Annotated in this window: 17 protein-coding genes; 15 read left to right on the forward strand and 2 right to left on the reverse strand. The window is 71.9% G+C overall.

The features are described from left to right. Positions 1-92: 92 nt before the first annotated feature. The 10 genes from ACFYQA_RS34895 to ACFYQA_RS34940 all read left to right on the forward strand — a co-directional run bounded on the left by ACFYQA_RS34895 (position 93) and on the right by ACFYQA_RS34940 (position 11,263). A complete protein-coding gene (locus tag ACFYQA_RS34895) occupies positions 93-728 on the forward strand; it encodes an NUDIX domain-containing protein (RefSeq protein WP_386399818.1) in 636 nt (211 codons plus the stop codon). A 162-nt stretch (positions 729-890) separates the two neighbouring features. After that, positions 891-2,948 (forward strand): tetratricopeptide repeat protein, encoded by a 2,058-nt coding sequence (locus ACFYQA_RS34900; protein WP_388926733.1) that lies wholly within the window; start codon positions 891-893, stop codon positions 2,946-2,948. A gap of 145 nt (positions 2,949-3,093) precedes the next feature. After that, positions 3,094-4,218: an alanine dehydrogenase gene (gene ald / locus ACFYQA_RS34905; protein WP_388926736.1), complete on the forward strand. Its 1,125-nt coding sequence runs from the start codon at positions 3,094-3,096 to the stop codon at positions 4,216-4,218. A gap of 457 nt (positions 4,219-4,675) precedes the next feature. After that, positions 4,676-5,803 carry a ParA family protein gene (locus ACFYQA_RS34910; RefSeq protein WP_386399827.1) on the forward strand — a complete coding sequence of 376 codons (1,128 nt, stop codon included), beginning with the start codon at positions 4,676-4,678 and terminating at the stop codon, positions 5,801-5,803. Next, positions 5,788-6,354 (forward strand): hypothetical protein, encoded by a 567-nt coding sequence (locus ACFYQA_RS34915; protein ID WP_388926744.1) that lies wholly within the window; start codon positions 5,788-5,790, stop codon positions 6,352-6,354. Before ACFYQA_RS34910 ends, ACFYQA_RS34915 begins: the two co-directional genes overlap by 16 nt. Before the next feature lie 18 nt (positions 6,355-6,372). Beyond that, positions 6,373-7,710, forward strand: coding sequence for a segregation and condensation protein A (locus ACFYQA_RS34920; RefSeq protein WP_388926747.1), 1,338 nt, complete (start codon positions 6,373-6,375; stop codon positions 7,708-7,710). After that, positions 7,707-8,360, forward strand: a complete 654-nt coding sequence (gene scpB, locus ACFYQA_RS34925) for an SMC-Scp complex subunit ScpB (protein WP_388926750.1) — start codon at positions 7,707-7,709, stop codon at positions 8,358-8,360. Before ACFYQA_RS34920 ends, scpB begins: the two co-directional genes overlap by 4 nt. Before the next feature lie 21 nt (positions 8,361-8,381). Beyond that, positions 8,382-9,452: a pseudouridine synthase gene (locus tag ACFYQA_RS34930; protein ID WP_386399838.1), complete on the forward strand. Its 1,071-nt coding sequence runs from the start codon at positions 8,382-8,384 to the stop codon at positions 9,450-9,452. Positions 9,453-9,515: 63 nt separating this feature from the next. After that, positions 9,516-10,235: an NUDIX domain-containing protein gene (locus tag ACFYQA_RS34935; protein WP_388926753.1), complete on the forward strand. Its 720-nt coding sequence runs from the start codon at positions 9,516-9,518 to the stop codon at positions 10,233-10,235. Next, positions 10,232-11,263: an ADP-ribosylglycohydrolase family protein gene (locus ACFYQA_RS34940; RefSeq protein ID WP_388926756.1), complete on the forward strand. Its 1,032-nt coding sequence runs from the start codon at positions 10,232-10,234 to the stop codon at positions 11,261-11,263. Before ACFYQA_RS34935 ends, ACFYQA_RS34940 begins: the two co-directional genes overlap by 4 nt. Positions 11,264-11,295: 32 nt before the next feature. On the opposite strand, the gene ACFYQA_RS34945 is transcribed toward ACFYQA_RS34940, so the two are convergent. Then, positions 11,296-11,988, reverse strand: coding sequence for a DNA polymerase beta superfamily protein (locus ACFYQA_RS34945; protein WP_388926759.1), 693 nt, complete (start codon positions 11,986-11,988; stop codon positions 11,296-11,298). A gap of 22 nt (positions 11,989-12,010) precedes the next feature. Then, positions 12,011-12,532, reverse strand: a complete 522-nt coding sequence (locus ACFYQA_RS34950; RefSeq protein ID WP_388926761.1) for a Rieske (2Fe-2S) protein — start codon at positions 12,530-12,532, stop codon at positions 12,011-12,013. A 230-nt stretch (positions 12,533-12,762) separates the two neighbouring features. Here ACFYQA_RS34950 and aroH point away from each other — a divergent pair, with 230 nt between their 5' ends. From aroH to der, 5 genes are all read left to right on the forward strand, one after another. Continuing rightward, on the forward strand, positions 12,763-13,125 hold the full coding sequence (aroH, locus tag ACFYQA_RS34955) for a chorismate mutase (protein ID WP_332426404.1): 363 nt from the start codon (positions 12,763-12,765) through the stop codon (positions 13,123-13,125). After that, entirely contained in the window at positions 13,122-14,207 is a 1,086-nt protein-coding gene (locus ACFYQA_RS34960) for a prephenate dehydrogenase (protein WP_388926764.1), read from the forward strand. The genes aroH and ACFYQA_RS34960 overlap by 4 nt, the downstream gene beginning before the upstream one ends. Before the next feature lie 227 nt (positions 14,208-14,434). After that, positions 14,435-15,115, forward strand: coding sequence for a (d)CMP kinase (gene cmk, locus ACFYQA_RS34965; protein ID WP_388926767.1), 681 nt, complete (start codon positions 14,435-14,437; stop codon positions 15,113-15,115). Then, complete coding sequence (locus ACFYQA_RS34970) at positions 15,112-15,759, forward strand: lysophospholipid acyltransferase family protein (RefSeq protein WP_386399860.1); 648 nt, start codon at positions 15,112-15,114, stop codon at positions 15,757-15,759. Before cmk ends, ACFYQA_RS34970 begins: the two co-directional genes overlap by 4 nt. A gap of 75 nt (positions 15,760-15,834) precedes the next feature. Further along, positions 15,835-17,313: a ribosome biogenesis GTPase Der gene (gene der, locus ACFYQA_RS34975; protein WP_388926770.1), complete on the forward strand. Its 1,479-nt coding sequence runs from the start codon at positions 15,835-15,837 to the stop codon at positions 17,311-17,313. The last annotated feature ends 139 nt before the right edge of the window (positions 17,314-17,452 follow it).

The raw sequence follows: 17,452 nt of genomic DNA on the forward strand, positions 1-17,452 counted from the left end.
TTGTACGGTTGCCGGGGCGCGAAACCCTCAATCGGCGAGCGCCCCGGCCGCCGCTGTGCGCCAGTACGCCTGTACGTCTGGGAAGGACCTCAATGACCGGAACGACCATCCAGGACACCCCGGAGGAGTGGGAGGTCCGGGCCACCAGGACGCCCTTCGTCGGCAACAAGACCTCCGTGCGCACCGACGACGTGGTCATGCCCGACGGGACCGTGGTTCACCGTGACTATCAGGTCCACCCCGGCTCCGTGGCCGTCCTCGCCCTCGACGACGCCGACCGCGTCCTGGTCCTGCGCCAGTACCGTCACCCCGTGCGCCACAAGCTGTGGGAGATTCCGGCCGGCCTGCTGGACGTCCCCGGCGAGAACCCGCTGCACGCCGCCCAGCGGGAGCTGTACGAGGAGGCGCACGTCAAGGCCGAGGACTGGCGGGTGCTGACCGACGTCTACACCACCGCCGGCGGCTGCGACGAGGCCGTACGGATCTTCCTGGCCCGGAGTCTGTCCGAGGCCGACGGCGACCGCTTCGAGGTCGAGGACGAAGAGGCGGACATGGAACTGGCCCGGGTGCCCGTCACGGACCTGGTCCGCGGCGTGCTGGCCGGCGAGCTGCACAACAACTGCCTGGTGGTGGGAGTGCTTTCGCTCGTCGCAGCGCGGGACGGGGACGGGCTCGACGCGCTGCGTCCGGCCGGGGCTCCGTGGCCTGCCCGCCCGTTCGAGGCCTGAACCACCCCGGTCCCCTTGTGATGTGACCATCGGCTGATCCGATCGGGGGACGCGTCCGCCGTGCTCCACACGGAACGTAGCAGAGCGTGAACTAGGCTCTGGAAAACGCCCGATCCGGAGTCCCGGCGGGCTTGCGCGTGCGGTGGGACGGGAGTGTGGCCCGTGACGGACCAGGCGGTGGACACGGACGGCGTGCGGCTCTCCCACGACGTTGCCGCGGAGACCCGCTTCCTGGGCCGCACCAGGGAGTTGAAGGAGCTCCGGGCCGACATCGAGCGCGCCGGACTCGACACCCTCTCCGGCCGCAAGGCCCCCCGCGCCCGGGTGCTGCTCATCGCGGGCCGGCCCGGCTCCGGCCGGACGACGCTCGGTGAGGAACTCGTCCGCCAGGTCGTCGACCGCTACCCCGACGGGGTGCTGCGCGCCCGGCTGAGCGAGACCGACGGCACGCGCGTACCCGTCGAGCGCTCCGTGCGGGAACTGCTCGACGCGCTCGAGGTGCCCACCCCGGCCGGCGCCGACGAGGACGATCTCGTCGAGGCGCTGCGAACCGCCCTGGCCGGCCGCCGGACGCTGCTCCTGCTGGACGACGCGGCCGACGCCGAGCAGGTCGACGCCCTGCTGCCGGACAACCCCGACTGCCTGGTGGTCGCCATCTCCCAGGGCCCGCTGACCGGCATCTCCGACGTCCGCCCCTGCACCCTCGGCGGCCTCGACACCAAGTCCGCCGTGGAACTGCTGTCCCGGATCGCCGGCTCGGTCCGCATCACCGTCGACCCGCGGGCCGCGGAGGGCCTGGCCGAACAGTGCCAGGGGCAGCCCGCCGCCCTGGTCCTGGCCGGCGGCTGGCTCGCCGCCCGGCCCAAGACCGCCGTCGCCGACCTCGCCAGGCAGTTGCGCGCCGGCGCCGACGAGGGCACCGTGACCGGCCGTGCCCTGCGGCTGGTGCACGACGAGCTGCCCGCGCCCGCCGCCCGGATACTGCGCCTGCTGAGCCTCGCCCCGGCCGGCCTGGCCGACCCGCACACCGCCTCCGCGCTCGCAGGATGCTCGGTGAGCAGCGCGCGCACCACCCTGGAGGACTTCGTCTCCGTGGGTCTGCTGCACCCCGTGGGGACCTCGCTGCCGCAGTACGAGGTACCCGGCTGCCTGCACCCCCTGCTGAAATGCCTCGCCGAGGCCCACGAACGGCCCGGAGAGCTCCAGCTGGCCCGCGCCCGCATGCTGGAACGGACCGTGCGGCTGCTCCAGTCGTGCAGGGCCATCACCGAGACCGACAGCCCCCAGGCGCGCGAGAAGCTCCTCGGGATGCCGCGCTCCCTGCGCTTCCCGAGCCCTCGCGACGCCGCCGACTGGCTGAGCGTCCGCAGGCCCGCTCTGCTGGCCTCGGCCCGCCTCGCGGTCGCCGACGGGACGCTGGACACCCTGGCCCGCCGTCTGATGTCCCAGCTGGTGCGTGCCATGGTGGCCCACTTCGGGACCCGGGCCGCCGCCGGCGACCTCTACGGCATCCACCACCTGGTCCTCGATGTGGCCGAACGCCGGAGACTTCCCCGCGAGCAGGCCGCGGCCCTGCTGAACCTCGGCGACCTCGACGCCCGTACCGGCCGCACGGCCGACGCGCTGGCGCGCTACCGGGCCGCACTGGACGCCGGACGTGCGGCGAACGATCCGTACGCGACCGGGCGTGCGACGGAATCCATGGGAGGCGCCCATCTGGAGCTCGGCGACTTCGACCGGGCCGCCGACTGGTTCGGCCGGGCCCTGGCCGAGCGGCTCGCCCAGGGTGAGCGCGCGGACGCCGCCCGCCTGTACGGCCGGATCGCCGCCGCCCACACCTACGCCGGCCGCTACGGCGAGGCGCTGCGGAACTGGCGGGCGGCGGTCGCCGGGCACCGGAAGAACGGCGATCTGGCCGCCCAGGCACGCGCGTTGAGCGAACTGGCCCGGGTCCAGGAGTACGCGGGCCGCCCCGAGGATTCACTGCGCACCTGCCGGGAGGCGGTGGAGTGGGCCCGGCGGGCCGAGGACACCCGGCTGCAGGCCGCGCTGCACCTGCGGCTCGCCGACACCTTCGAGCACCTGGGCGACCCCACGTCGGCCGCGCTGCACCGGAGCTCGGCGGAGCGAATGCTGGGAGAAGAGGCCCAAGAGCCTGGAATCGACCCGAAACAAGAAGGCAGTGCCTACGAAACCCGCAGCTCCCTTGTGGAAGATTAACGTTTTGTAAGGCCGTGCAGCAGGAATGCCTTCATTGAGATGGCCCTGCCGCACCATCTTCCGCGGTCCCTTCCGGTGTGCACGTGTGTGCCCGGGTGCGTGTAGCACTACCGCATACCCCCGAAATGCCCCCGAACCGAGGATCGTGATCGACGTGAAGGTCGGCATCCCCCGCGAGGTCAAGAACAACGAGTTCCGGGTGGCCATCACCCCCGCCGGCGTGCACGAGCTGGTGCGTCATGGCCACCAGGTCGTCATCGAGCACGGTGCCGGCGCGGGCTCCTCGATCCCGGACGGCGAGTACATCGCCGCGGGCGGGCAGATACTCGACACCGCGGACGAGGTGTGGGCCGCTGCCGACCTGCTGCTGAAGGTCAAGGAGCCCGTCGCCGAGGAGTACCACCGGCTGCGCAAAAACCAGACCCTCTTCACCTACCTGCACCTGGCCGCCTCCCGGGAGTGCACGGACGCCCTCCTGGCCTCCGGTACCACCGCGATCGCCTACGAGACCGTCGAGCTGCCCGGCCGCGCGCTGCCGCTGCTCGCCCCCATGTCCGAGGTCGCGGGCCGGCTGTCCGCCCAGGTCGGCGCCTACCACCTGATGCGGGCCGGCGGCGGCCGCGGCGTGCTGCCCGGCGGGGTCCCGGGGGTGCCGGCCGGCCGGGCCGTCGTCATCGGCGGAGGTGTCTCCGGCTGGAACGCCGCGCAGATCGCCGTCGGCATGGGCTTTCACGTGATCCTGCTCGACAAGGATGTCAACAAGCTCCGTGAGGCCGACCGGGTCTTCGGTACGAAGATCCAGACCGTCGTCTCCAACGCCTTCGAGCTGGAGAAGGCCTGCGTCGAGGCCGATCTTGTGATCGGTGCCGTGCTGATCCCCGGTGCCAGGGCGCCGAAGCTGGTCACCAACGACCTCGTCTCGCGGATGAAGAGCGGGAGTGTCCTGGTCGACATCGCGATCGACCAGGGCGGCTGCTTCGAGGACTCCCACCCGACCACGCACGCCGAGCCGACCTTCACGGTCCACGGATCGGTCTTCTACTGCGTCGCCAACATGCCCGGTGCCGTGCCCAACACCTCCACCTACGCGCTCACCAACGCCACGCTGCCCTACATCGTCGAACTCGCGAACCGCGGCTGGGCGGAGGCACTGCGCCGCGACCCCGCGCTCGCCAAGGGCCTCAACGCGCATGACGGCGAGGTCGTCCACCAGGAGGTCGCCGCGGCCCACGGCCTGGAACACGTCGAACTCGCCGCGCTGCTCGGCTGAACCGGCCGCGCTGCCCGGCCGAACCGGGAAGGCGCCGTCCGGACGCCACCCCCGGGCGTTAAGTCGACCAAGTTGCCTCCCGGCAAAGGCGATACGTCAACTTCTTTCGTCAACGTCATGCATCCGGACTCACCTTGCCCATCAGGCGCGGCGAGATGTGTGTATGGTCACTTCACGAATCAGGGGCAACTCGCCTCGAACGTACCCCTTCCACCGATTCGCACACCGGTGAAACCTGCCGTGCGACGGCCGTACGCCCTTGACAGAGGGATGTTTCATTGTCGACACATCGGGCCGGGTCCGGCGGATTGTGTTGCTGCGGACCGCCGACACGCCATAGAGTCGCCAACCGTCGGCATGATGCCACGCTGACCTGTCTAGAAGTTTCCTGGTCACCAAGGAGGTAAGACGACTTGTGAATGAGTCGACATTTACTCCCGGGGGTGGTCACCCAGGAATGACTGCACGGGGGCGAGGTCACGCGGGGCTCGCTCCTGTCGGCTCCGTCGCCGTGCGCACCTTCGCACCCCATCGGAACCAGCAGGCGACTCCCACTGCACACCAGAGCATGGATGGCCATCACGTGAACGCCATGGCCGGCGACGGAAGTGGCGCGCCCCACAACCATTTCGCCGACTACGACGAACTGCCCGAGGGGCACTTCTACGATCCCGACGCCGAGTACGAGCCGGATCCCGAGTACGCGGCCACCCTCGCGCCCGACGCGGCCCGTCAGCGCCGTGAGCGCGTCGGCCCGACCGGACGCCCGCTGCCGTACTTCCCGATCCCGGGCCCGCTGACCGACCACGGCCCCGCGAAGATCATCGCGATGTGCAACCAGAAGGGCGGCGTCGGCAAGACGACGTCGACCATCAACCTGGGTGCCGCGCTCGCGGAGTACGGACGCCGGGTGCTGCTCGTCGACTTCGACCCCCAGGGCGCGCTGTCGGTCGGACTCGGTGTCAACCCGATGGAACTCGATCTGACCGTCTACAACCTGCTCATGGAGCGGGGCATGGCGGCCGACGAGGTGCTGCTGAAGACGGCGGTCCCCAACATGGACCTGCTGCCCAGCAACATCGACCTGTCGGCGGCCGAGGTCCAACTGGTCTCCGAGGTCGCCCGCGAGTCGACACTGCAGCGCGCGCTGAAGCCGCTCCTGGACGACTACGACTACGTCGTGATCGACTGTCAGCCCTCACTCGGCCTGCTCACGGTCAACGCGCTGACGGCCGCGCACAAGGTGATCGTTCCGCTGGAGTGCGAGTTCTTCGCACTGCGCGGTGTGGCCCTGCTGACCGAGACCATCGAGAAGGTCCAGGAGCGGCTCAACCCCGAGCTGGAACTCGACGGGATCCTCGCCACGATGTACGACTCGCGCACGGTGCACAGCCGTGAGGTGCTCGCGCGTGTCGTCGAAGCCTTCGACGATCACGTCTACCACACGGTCATCGGGCGTACGGTCCGCTTCCCGGAGACCACCGTCGCCGGTGAGCCGATCACCACGTACGCGTCCAACTCCGTCGGTGCCGCCGCCTATCGCCAGCTTGCCAGGGAGGTGCTCGCCCGGTGTCACGCCGAGTGAGTCTGCCCGGGGCCGACGAACTCTTCCGTACGACAGGGGGGATGGCGCTCCAGGCCTCCACGCCCAGGCGCCAGGCCAATGGTGAGGGCCGGATCCCCGCGCCCGCGGGGGAGAGCGACGCGGCCGCGGCCCAGGAGGACGCTCCGCAGTCGGTGCCCGCGCAGGGCGGTGACGGCGAGGGCGCCGAGCACGTCGCCACGGGCGCGGAGCCGGCCGAAGCGGGCGAGTCCCGCAGCCGCGCCGCGCCGGAGCGCTCCGCGCAACGGCAGGGGACGTCGGAGGGACCGGCCGCGGAGGCGGCCCCGCGCAAGCGTGGAAGGGCGGCGGCACGCCGGCCCAGCGGTCGCGAGCGGCACGACGAGAAGATCACGGTGTACGTGTCCGCCGAGGAGCTCATGGACCTCGAGCACGCCCGTCTGGTCCTCCGGGGCGAGCACGGCCTGGCCGTCGACCGGGGCAGGATCGTCCGAGAAGCGGTCGCCGTGGTCCTGGCCGACCTGGAGTCCCGCGGAGACGCCAGCATCCTCGTACGACGTCTGCGCGGACGGTAGCGGTAGCCTGCAGAGGTCATGACCTCGAACGACACCCCCGCCGCCGGCCGCGGCCCGCGGCCCGGACGCCGTCGCGCGCTGGGGCGGGGACCGGGAGGAGTGCCGCCGGCCCCGCAGCCCGTGGACGCGGGAGTGGAGGCGGACACCGAGGCGGAAGCGGAGCCCACGGCCGCGCCTCCCGCTGCGGTTCGGGCCCCGGCTCCCGCGCCGACCCGGGCTCCCGCACCGGCCGACCGGGACGACGTACCGGGCCCGGACACCGATCCGGCGCCCGGGACGGCGCCCGATCCGGCGCCCGCGGGCCCCGGGACGGACGGCAGGCCGGCTGGGCCCGGGACGGTACCCGCGGTGGACTCCGGTGCGATGGCGTACGACCTGGAGCGTGCCCAGGGGAACCCGAAGGCCGACGGAGGGAACCCGAAGGCCGACGGAGCCGGGACGGCCGACGAGACAGCGGAGACCGAGGCGCTCGCGGGATCCGAAGTGGTCGAGACGGCAGAGACTGCCGAGGCGGCCGAGGAGGACGACGGCCGGTTCAAGGTCCGGTTGTCGAACTTCGAAGGACCGTTCGACCTGCTGCTTCAGCTGATCTCCAAGCACAAGCTGGACGTCACCGAGGTCGCGCTGTCCAGGGTGACCGACGAGTTCATGGCGTACATCCGGGCGCTGGGACCCGACTGGGACCTGGACGAGACCACCGAGTTCCTGGTCGTCGCGGCCACGCTGCTCGATCTCAAGGCGGCCCGCCTGCTGCCCGCCGCCGAGGTGGAGGACGAGGCCGACCTCGCCCTGCTGGAGGCCCGGGACCTGCTGTTCGCCCGCCTGCTCCAGTACCGCGCGTACAAGCGGATCGCGGAGATCTTCAGCCTGCGGCTGGACGAGGAGGCCCGGCGCCACCCCCGTACCGTGGGGCTCGAGCCGCACCACGCCGAGTTGCTCCCCGAGGTCGTCATCAGCATCGGCGCGGAGGGGTTCGCCCGGCTCGCCGTCAAGGCGATGCAGCCCAGGCCCAAGCCGCAGGTGTACGTCGACCACATCCACGCGCCGCTGGTCAGTGTGCAGGAACAGGCCGGGATCGTGGTCGCGCGGCTGCGGGAGCTCGGCGAGGCCAGTTTCCGGGCCCTGACCGAGGACACGGACGACACTCTGACCGTCGTCGCCCGGTTCCTCGCACTCCTGGAGCTGTACCGGGAGAAGGCCGTCGCTCTCGACCAGGAGACCGCGCTCGGCGAGCTGACCGTGCGCTGGACCGGCGGCGACAGGAGCGAGGCTCCCACGGTCACCGACGAGTTCGACCGACCGCCCGAAGCACCGGAAGAGCCGCCCGAGGGAGGACAAGGGGTGAGCAGGACGTGAGCGAGGACACAGCCGATCTTCCCATGGGGCCGCGCACCGTCGCGGACCTCGATCTCAGGCCCGCGCTGGAGGCGGTTCTCATGGTCGTGGACGAGCCCGCGACCGAGGAGCAACTGGCGAAGATCCTGGAGCGGCCCGGGCGGCAGGTCGCGGACGCGCTCCGTGCGCTGGCCGACGAGTACACCGTCCAGGGACGCGGCTTCGAGCTGCGGCACATCGCCGGCGGCTGGCGTTTCTACAGCCGGCCCGAGTACGCCGCGGCCGTCGAGGGCTTCGTTCTGGACGGCCGGCAGGCCCGGCTCACCCAGGCCGCCCTGGAGACCCTCGCCGTGGTCGCCTACCGCCAGCCGGTCGGCCGCGGCAGGGTCTCCGCCGTGCGCGGAGTGAACTGCGACGGGGTCATGCGCACCCTGCTGCAGCGCGGTCTGGTCGAGGAGGCGGGCACGGAACCCGAAACAGGTGCGATCCTGTACACGACGACGAACTACTTCCTGGAGCGGATGGGCCTGCGCGGTCTGGACGAGCTCCCGGAGCTCGCGCCCTTCCTCCCGGAGGCGGAGGCGATCGAGGCCGAGACCCAGGAAGCCGTACCGTCGTTCGATCCGGACGCCCCGGACCCGGACGACGGTCCATCCGACCGATACGCCTAAAACGACAACAACGGAAATGTGATGCGAAGCAGCGGCAGCGGCAAGAGCGGCGGACGCGGTAACCCCCGCGGTTCCGGCGGCAACAGGGACCAGCAGCAGGGGCAGGGCCGCCCCCGCCAGCCCCGCCCGGAGGAGCGCCGCTACGACGTGGGGCCCGAAGCCACCAAGGAGGGCCCGAAGTCCGGCCGCACCGGCGCCAAGCGGTCCGGCGGCTCCTCCCAGGGCTCCCGGCCCGGGCAGAAGGGCGGCGGGGGCCGTACGGTTCCGGGCCGCTCGCGCGAGTACGAGACGCGGATCGAGGAGCGCAACCGCGACCGGTACGCGGAGAAGAAGGACGTCAGGCCCCCGAAGACCTTCCCGGGCGCCGAGCAGGAGGGCGAGCGGCTGCAGAAGGTCCTCGCCCGCGCGGGGTACGGTTCCCGGCGCGCCTGCGAGGAGCTGATCGAGCAGGCGCGGGTCGAGATCAACGGCGAGATCGTGCTGGAACAGGGCCGCCGGGTCGACCCGGCGAAGGACGAGGTCAAGGTGGACGGGCTGACCGTCGCCACCCAGTCCTACCAGTTCTTCTCGCTGAACAAGCCCACCGGTGTCGTCTCCACCATGGAGGACCCCGACGGGCGGCAGTGCCTCGGCGACTACGTCACCAACCGCGAGACCCGGCTGTTCCACGTGGGCCGGCTGGACACCGAGACCGAGGGCGTCATCCTGCTCACCAACCACGGTGAGCTGGCGCACCGGCTGACCCACCCGCGGTACGGGGTGAAGAAGACCTACCTCGCGCACCTCGTCGGACCGATCCCGCGCGACCTGGGCAAGCGGCTGAAGGACGGCATCCAGCTGGAGGACGGTTACGCGCGCGCGGACCACTTCCGCGTCGTCGAGCAGACCGGCAAGAACTACCTCGTCGAGGTGACCCTGCACGAGGGCCGCAAGCACATCGTGCGCCGCATGCTCGCCGAGGCGGGCTTCCCGGTCGACAAGCTGGTGCGCACCGCCTTCGGCCCGATCACCCTGGGCGACCAGAAGTCGGGCTGGCTGCGCCGGCTGTCGAACACCGAGGTCGGCATGCTGATGCAGGAAGTCGAGCTCTAAGGCCTTGTGAAGGACCCGCACCCCCTTTTATAGTCGACCTGACTATAAAAGGGGGTGCGGGTCATGGGCGGCTACGACAAGTACGCCTACGAGCCCTTCGCCGTCACCGTCGACCTCGCCGTGTTCACGCTCCGCGCGGGCGTGCTGCACGGCCTGCTCGTCGAGCGCGGGGAGGAGCCTTACGCGGGCCACTGGGCGCTGCCGGGCGGGTTCGTGCAGCCGGACGAGTCGGCGGAGACCGCCGCCCGGCGTGAACTCGCCGAGGAGACGGGACTGACGGACGTGTCCGGACTGCACCTGGAGCAGTTGCGGACCTACAGCGATCCCGGCCGCGATCCCCGGATGCGGGTCGTCTCCGTCGCGTTCACCGCGCTGCTGCCCGACGCTCCCGAGGCGCGCGGGGGCGGCGACGCGGCGCAGGCCCGCTGGGTCCCGTACGGCTCCGCGCGGGCGCTCGCCTTCGACCACGACCGGATCCTGGCCGACGCCCGGGAACGCGTCGGCGCCAAGCTCGAGTACAGCTGCCTCGCCACGGCCTTCTGCCCGCCCGAGTTCACTCTCGGCGAGTTGCAGCAGGTCTACGAGACCGTATGGGGCACCACGCTCGACCGGCCCAACTTCCGGCGCAAGGTGCTCGCCTCCGCGGGCTTCGTCGAACCGGTCCCGGGTGCCGCACGCCTCACCGGCGGCCGGGGCAAACCCGCCGCCCTCTACCGGGCGGGCACCGCCACCGTCCTCCACCCGCCTCTGCTCCGGCCGGCCCCGGAAGGACGTCCCGCATGAACACCGTCGACACCATGCCCGTCACCAAGCGCGCCGCCACGGGCGCGCTCACCGGACTCGCCCTCGGGGACGCGCTCGGTTTCCCCACCGAGTTCAACGACGTCCCTTCGATCCTCGCCAAGTTCGGGCCGTGGCGGGAGATGGACCTGCCGAAACCGGCGATCGTCACCGACGACACCCAGATGACGCTGGCCCTGGGACGCGGACTGCGCACGGCGATGGACCGGGGACGGCTCGCCCCGAAGCGGCTGGAGCGGCCGGTGCGCGAGGAGTTCGTCGACTGGTACCGCTCGCCCGAGAACAACCGGGCGCCCGGCAACACCTGCCTGAAGGCCTGCCACCTGCTGTCCGAGGAGGGCCGCCCCTGGCAGGACGCCAGCCAGGTCGGCTCCAAGGGCTGCGGTGCCAACATGCGGGTCGCGCCCCTCGGGCTCGCCCCCGGGCTGAGCGAGGAACAGCGCGCCGGTGCCGCCCAGTTGCAGTCGGCTCTCACCCACGGGCACCCGACCGCGCTCGCCGCCTCCGACCTCACCGCCCACGCCGTACGCCTGCTCGCCGAGGGCGCCGAACCGACCGGGCTGATAGGCCTGTTGCGCTCCTACGCCTACGAGAACCGCACCCGCTACCACGAGGTGTGGCTCGGCGACCTGTGGACCCGCGCGGGGGACCCCAGTGCCGAGCACTTCATCGCGCGCGGCTGGGACGAGTGCCTGGAGATCCTGGAACGCCTTCGGCGCGCCGTCCACACCGTCTCGCCGGAGACCGATCCGTGCCTGGCGACCGGGGAGGGCTGGATCGCGGAGGAGGCCCTCGCGACCGGACTGCTGTGCTTCCTGCTCTTCGTCGACGAACCGCTCACGGCCCTGCGCCGTGCCGCCTGCACCTCCGGTGACTCCGACTCCATCGCCTGCCTCGCGGGTGCCTTCGCGGGCGCCCACCTCGGCGCGGACGCCTGGCCGGACGCCTGGGCCGACCGCATCGAGTACCGGGACGAACTGCTGGCCCTGGGAGCGCTCTGGGACAGCTGAGGGGGAGCGCCCACGGCAAGGGGCCGCCCGCCCTACCCTGCCCGCAGGGCGGAAGCGCGGCGGACACGGACCAGGAAGTCCTCGACCAGGCGTCGGTCCGGTTGCGCCGGGAGCGGCGTACGGCGTAGCGCCTCACCGGCCTCCCGCTCCAGCCGGGCCATCCGGGCTTCGACCTCGGACCAGGGAACCTCACCCCGCTTCACCGCGAGCAGCGGCTCGCGGAGTTCGCCCACGTCGATGGTGAGGACGCCCGTGCGCAGCACGTCGCGGGCGGAGGCCAGCAGGCGGAGCAGATGCATCGCGTGCTTCCAGCGGGGCGCCCCGTGCACGCGGACATCGGCCTCGAGTTTGCGGCGCTGTCCATACGCGTACCCGATGAACGTCTCGTGGACCCGGCGGGAGAGGAACGCCCCGCGCAGGGCGAGCAGTTCGCGGCCGGTGTCGTCGGCGTACTCCACGAGCGGCGAGTGCAGGCACTCCAGGATGTTGGGGTTGGCGCGCAGGGCCAGCTCGCAGAAGTGTTCCAGCTCCCAGCCGAACTGTTCCTCGGCCGGACCCTCGACATGGGTCGGCGGCTTCTCGAAGCGCCAGAACAGGGGAGTGGGGGCCAGGAAGACGCCACGGCGGTCGGTGTCGCTGACCTCCGTGGCCAGGCCGAAGGCACGCGAGCCCATGACGCAGGCGTAGACCGTGTGGTCGCGGACCAGGAGCTCGGCGGAGTGCATGCCCGGGAGCGTACGGGCCGGCTCACGCCAGACGAATCGAATTTCCCTCCACCGTGATCCGCTCCGCGGGCAGCGCCCTGGCGGCCGGCCCCCGCTCCACCGAGCCGTCGGTGATCCGGAACCGGCTCCCGTGGCAGGCGCAGTCGATCGTGCCGTCCGAGACGTCCGCCACCAGGCAGCTCTGGTGGGTGCAGATCGCCGAGAAGGCCTTGAAGTCGCCCTGTTCGGGCTGGGTCACCACCACCTTCTCGTCCTTGAAGATCACACCCCCGCCCACCGGGATGTCGTCGGTCGCGGCCAGTTCCCGCCCCGCCGCGGCGTCCGGCGCCGCGGCGTCCGAGGCGGCGTCCGAGGCGGCGTCCGAGGCGGCGTCCGAGGTTGCGTCCGAGGCGGTGTCCGGGGCGGCGGCCGGCGAGGAGTCGTCACCGCCTCCGCCTCCGCCCCCGTTCCCGCCGCAGCCGGCGGCCAGCGCTGTCGCGCCTGCCGCGAGAAGGGCCGTGCGTCGTGTGGTGCGCAGGGTCGTGCGTGGGGTCGTGTCAGTCATGTCGTCACTCCGGAGGGAATCATGGAGGGTGGGCTAATTTGCGGGAGATCAGGACATTTTGCACCGACCGTCTCGGCGGGCGGGCACGGGACACCACCGAATCCCGTTCTGACTAGGCTGGACGACCGAACAACCGATACGCACGTCAGCGCATCCAGCACATCAGCACATCAGCACATCAGCACATTCGGTCCATCAACACATTCGGCACATCAGCAAGGAGCAACGCCGTGGCGGTACGAGCGGTCCGGGGCGCCGTCCAGCTCGAGCGGGACGAGGCCGGCCACATGGAGGAACAGGTCGGCGCGCTGCTCACCGCGGTACTGGAACGCAACGATCTGGCCACGGACGACCTGATCAGCATCTGGTTCACCGCCACGCCCGACCTGCACAGCGACTTCCCGGCCGCCGCCGCCCGCAAGCTCGGCATCGTCGACGTCCCCCTGATCTGTGCCCAGGAACTGGACATCGAGGGCGCCCTGCCCCGCGTCGTCCGCATCCTCGCGCACATCGAGTCCGACCGGCCGCGCGCCGGCATCGCCCATGTCTACCTCGGCGCCGCGGCGGCCCTGCGCAAGGACATCGCCCAGTGAGAACCGCACTCGTCATCGGTACCGGACTGATCGGCACGTCCGCCGCCCTCGCCCTCTCCCAGCGGGGCGTCACCGTCCACCTCGTCGATCACGACCCGGAGCAGGCCCGTACGGCCGCCGCGCTCGGCGCCGGTACCGACAGGCCCCCCGAGGGGCCGGTGGACCTGGCGATCGTCGCCGCCCCGCCCGCCCACGTGGCCGGGGTGCTCGCCGACGCCCTGGAGCGCGGGGTGGCACGCGGCTACATCGACGTCGCCAGCGTCAAGGGCGGGCCGCGCCGTGAGCTGGAGCAGCGTGGGCTCGACCTCTCGGCGTACATCGGTACGCACCCCATGTCCGGTCGTGAGAAGTCCGGCCCGCTGGCCGCCGGCGCGGACCTCTTCGAGGGCCGCCCCTGGGTGCTCACGCCCACCCGGGACACCGACACCGAGGTGCTCAACCTCGCCCTCGAGCTGGTCTCGCACTGCAGGGCCGTCCCGGTCGTCATGGACGCCGATGCCCACGACCGCGCCGTGGCCCTGGTCTCCCACATGCCGCACCTGGTGGCCGGCCTGGTCGCCGCGCGCCTGGAGCACGCCGAGGAGGCCGCCGTACGGCTGTGCGGGCAGGGCATCCGGGACGTGACCAGGATCGCCGCCTCCGACCCCCGGATGTGGATCGACATCCTCTCCGCGAACCCCGGTCCGGTCGCCGACCTGCTCACCGACATCGGCGCCGACCTGGAGGAGACCGTACGGTCCCTGCGCGCGCTGCAGTCCTCCGACGAGGACAAGCGGCGCGAGGGCAGCACCGGCATCGAGGATGTGCTGCGCCGCGGCAACGCCGGCCAGATCCGGGTCCCGGGCAAGCACGGCTCCGCCCCGCGCGCGTACGAGGTCGTGGCGGTGCTCATCGACGACCAGCCGGGCCAGCTGGCGCGCATCTTCGCGGACGCCGACCGTGCGGGCGTCAACATCGAGGACGTCCGTATCGAGCACGCGACCGGGCAGCAGGCCGGTCTGGTACAGCTCATGGTGGAGCCCAAGGCGGCTCCGGTGCTCACCGCGGCGCTGCGGGAGCGGGGCTGGTCCGTCCGGCAGTAGCACCTGCCGGGCGGCGGGCGGTGGACGGTGGATGTCGTCCGGGGTGGGCGGACGAGGGCCCGCGGACGATCGGACACGGGCGCCGAAAGCGGTGCCGGCGCCGATCCCGGGAGCGGTCGCGGCCCCGTCCCCGGGTACGGCCGATCGGGGGACGGACACCCAGTAACCTTGTGCAGGGCGGTTTCGCGCCCCGCTCCCCGCCAGCCAGGTCCAGGAAGGTCCCCACTGTGGAAAGCTCCACGCCAGTGATTGTCGCCATCGACGGCCCGTCCGGCACGGGCAAGTCGAGCACGTCGAAGGCCGTGGCGGCACAGCTCGGCCTGAGCTACCTGGACACCGGCGCCCAGTACCGGGCGATCACCTGGTGGATGGTCACCAACGGCATCGACACCGCCGACCCCTCCGCGATCGCCGCCGCGGCCGGCAAGCCCGAGATCCTCTCCGGTACCGACCCGGAGAAGCCCGCCATCACGGTCGACGGCATCGATGTGGCCGGCCCGATCCGCGAGCAGGACGTCACCTCCAAGGTCAGCGCGGTCAGCGCGGTCCCCGAGGTGCGCACCCGGATCACCGAGCTGCAGCGCTCCATCGCCGGCTCCGCCGTCACCGGCATCGTCGTCGAGGGCCGGGACATAGGGACCACCGTGCTGCCCGACGCCGACCTGAAGATCTTCCTCACCGCCTCCCCGGAGGCGCGGGCCGCCCGCCGCAGCGGCGAGCTCAAGGGCGCCGACCTGCACGCCACGCGCGAGGCCCTGGTCCAGCGGGACGCGGCCGACTCCAGCCGCAAGACCTCCCCGCTGGCCAAGGCGGACGACGCGGTCGAGGTGGACACCACCGACCTGACCCTGCAGCAGGTCATCGAGTGTGTCGTCACCCTCGTCGAGGAGAAGCGAGCAGGCCGGTGACCGGGCTTCCGTCGGCGCGGGGCGCCGAGGTCGGGCGGCGCATCGGCGTCGGACTGATGTACGGCTTCTGGAAGCCGCGCGTGCTGGGTGCCTGGCGGGTGCCCGCCTCCGGCCCGGTGCTTCTCGCCGTGAACCACTCCCACAACATCGACGGTCCGATGGTCATGGGAGTGGCCCCCCGGCCCACGCACTTCCTGATCAAGCAGGAGGCGTTCATCGGACCGCTCGACCCGTTCCTGACCGGCATCGGCCAGGTGAAGGTGGACCGGAACACCACCGACCGCACAGCCATCTCCCGGGCGCTGGGCATCCTGCAGCAGGGCGGCGTCCTCGGTATCTTCCCCGAGGGCACCCGCGGCGAGGGTGACTTCGCCTCGCTGCGCGCGGGGCTCGCCTACTTCGCCCTGCGCGGCGGCGCGCCGATCGTGCCCGTCGCCGTCCTGGGAAGTTCCGGGCAGGGCGGACGGTTGATAAAGGCGCTGCCCCCGCTGCGCTCCCGCGTCGACGTCGTCTTCGGCGACCCGTTCGAGGCGGGTGACGGCAGCGGACGGCGTACCCGCAAGGCGCTGGACGAGGCGACCGAGCGCATCCAGAAGCAGCTCACCGCGCACCTGGAAAACGCCAGGCGCCTCACCGGGCGCTAGCGGACACTGAGTAGTGGAACGCCCGGAATCGGGTGTTCCACCGACCACCACGATGAACAACGAGGTACGGACTTCATGAACGACCACATCCAGCCCGACGGCTCGGCCGAGCACGAGCACGAGCACGGGGCGCTCGGCGACGCCGAGTTCGCGGAGTTCATGGAGCTCGCCGCGGAGGAGGGCTTCGACCTCGAGGACGTCGAGGGCGCCCTCGAGGCGGCCGGACACGGCCCGCTGCCCGTGCTCGCCGTCGTCGGCCGCCCCAATGTCGGCAAGTCGACCCTGGTGAACCGCATCATCGGCCGCCGCGAGGCGGTCGTCGAGGACAAGCCGGGCGTCACCCGGGACCGCGTCACCTACGAGGCCGAGTGGTCGGGCCGCCGCTTCAAGGTCGTCGACACCGGCGGCTGGGAGCAGGACGTCCTCGGCATCGACGCCTCCGTGGCGGCGCAGGCCGAGTACGCGATCGAGGCGGCCGACGCCGTGGTGTTCGTAGTGGACGCCAAGGTGGGCGCGACCGACACCGACGAGGCCGTCGTCCGGCTGCTGCGCAAGGCCGGCAAGCCGGTCGTCCTGTGCGCCAACAAGGTGGACGGCCAGAGCGGCGAGGCCGACGCCTCCTACCTGTGGGCCCTGGGCCTGGGTGAGCCGCACCCGGTCTCCGCCCTGCACGGCCGCGGCACCGGCGACATGCTGGACCAGGTCCTGGAGGTGCTGCCGGAGGCCCCCGCGCAGACCTTCGGCACGGCGGTCGGCGGCCCGCGCCGGATCGCCCTGATCGGCCGCCCGAACGTCGGCAAGTCCTCGCTGCTGAACAAGGTCGCCGGTGAGGAGCGCGTCGTCGTCAACGAGATCGCCGGCACCACCCGTGACCCGGTCGACGAGCTGATCGAGCTGGGCGGCAGGACCTGGAAGTTCGTGGACACCGCGGGCATCCGCAAGCGCGTCCACCTCCAGCAGGGCGCCGACTACTACGCCTCGCTGCGTACCGCCGCCGCCGTGGAGAAGGCCGAGGTCGCCGTCGTCCTCCTCGACGCCGCCGACTCCATCTCGGTGCAGGACCAGCGCATCGTCACCATGGCCGTCGAGGCGGGGCGGGCGATCGTCCTCGCGTTCAACAAGTGGGACACCCTCGACGAGGAGCGCCGCTACTACCTGGAGCGGGAGATCGAGACCGAGCTCGGTCAGGTCGTCTGGGCGCCGCGGGTGAACGTGTCGGCCCGTACCGGACGCCACATGGAGAAGCTGGTCCCGGCGATCGAGACGGCCCTGGCGGGCTGGGAGACCCGCGTTCCGACCGGCAGGCTGAACGCCTTCCTCGGCGAGCTGGTCGCCGCCCACCCGCACCCCGTGCGGGGCGGCAAGCAGCCGCGCATCCTGTTCGGCACGCAGGCGGGCACCAAGCCGCCGCGGTTCGTGCTCTTCGCCTCCGGGTTCATCGAGGCGGGCTACCGGCGGTTCATCGAACGCCGGCTGCGCGAGGAGTTCAGCTTCGAGGGCACGCCCATCCACATCTCGGTGCGGGTGCGCGAGAAGCGCGGCAAGAAGAAGTGACGTAACGACGACGCATGGTGGAGGGGCGGGCCCCGCCCGGGCCCCCCCCCCCCCCACCCCCGCCCCCCCGCCCCCCCCCCCCCCGCCCGGGCCCCCCCCCCCGGCCCGGGGCCGGGCCGCCCGCCCCTCGGGCCCCCCC

This window comes from Streptomyces sp. NPDC005774, from assembly GCF_042871645.1.
GTDB lineage: Bacteria > Actinomycetota > Actinomycetes > Streptomycetales > Streptomycetaceae > Streptomyces > Streptomyces pratens.